1 protein-coding gene is annotated in these 825 nt (G+C 68.1%); it reads right to left on the reverse strand.

From position 1 onward, the window contains the following. Nucleotides 1-86: 86 nt before the first annotated feature. On the reverse strand, nucleotides 87-716 hold the full coding sequence (locus tag E1193_RS31500) for a TetR/AcrR family transcriptional regulator (protein ID WP_243707991.1): 630 nt from the start codon (nucleotides 714-716) through the stop codon (nucleotides 87-89). Nucleotides 717-825 lie beyond the last annotated feature (109 nt).

The raw sequence follows: 825 nt of genomic DNA on the forward strand, positions 1-825 counted from the left end.
GACCGGGCCGGTGCGGTAGACGCACCAGCGCCGCCTGGCCCCACACCCCTCCCCGGTCACGCCCGGCTGGCCGCCCCAACCAGCCCTTACGCCTCGGCGACAGTGGCGGCGTCCCGAGGCACGCCGACCGCGGGCAGGATGGCCTGATCCACGATGGCGGCCAGTTCATCGTGGGTGGGGAAGCGATCGAGGTCCACGAGCAGCTTGAACACCAGCGCCTCGCCGATCTGGAACACGATCGGAGTGAGCAGCCGCGAGTCGATCGTTCCTTGCTCCGCGTAGTGGCGCAGCACCGTGTGGGTGAATGTGCCGCCACGCGGGTCGAACACCCGCTCGTACAATGCCTCCGCCAGGTCGGGATAGCGCCGCCGTTCCGTCATGATGGCCTTCACGGCGTTCGCCGCCGGTGAGGTCAACCACTCGACCAGCAGGGTCAGCGCCGTGATCAGATCGGCGCGCAGGTCATCCCCGGACGGCGACGGCTCCTCGACCGGATGCGCGTCATGCAGCGCGTCCAGCAGTAGGTCCTGTGGATTGGACCAGCGCCGATACAGGGAGGTCTTGGCGGTCGCCGCGCGCCGGGCGATGCCCTCCATGGTGAGCTGACCGAGGCCGACCTCGGCGACCTCGGCGAGGACCGCCTCGTGTACGGCACGCAGAAGCACCTCCCCGCGCCGCCGCTCCGGGCCCCTGCCACGCACCTGCTCCGCCACCACACCTTCCACTTTAGGAAACGCTGCCGTATCTTACTCACGATAAGCTACGCGACCGTATCTAAGTGGGGTTTCCTGATGTCCACCCCTTCCGTCATGATGGACGATCGCC

This window comes from Micromonospora sp. KC606 (assembly GCF_004348675.1).
GTDB lineage: Bacteria > Actinomycetota > Actinomycetes > Mycobacteriales > Micromonosporaceae > Micromonospora.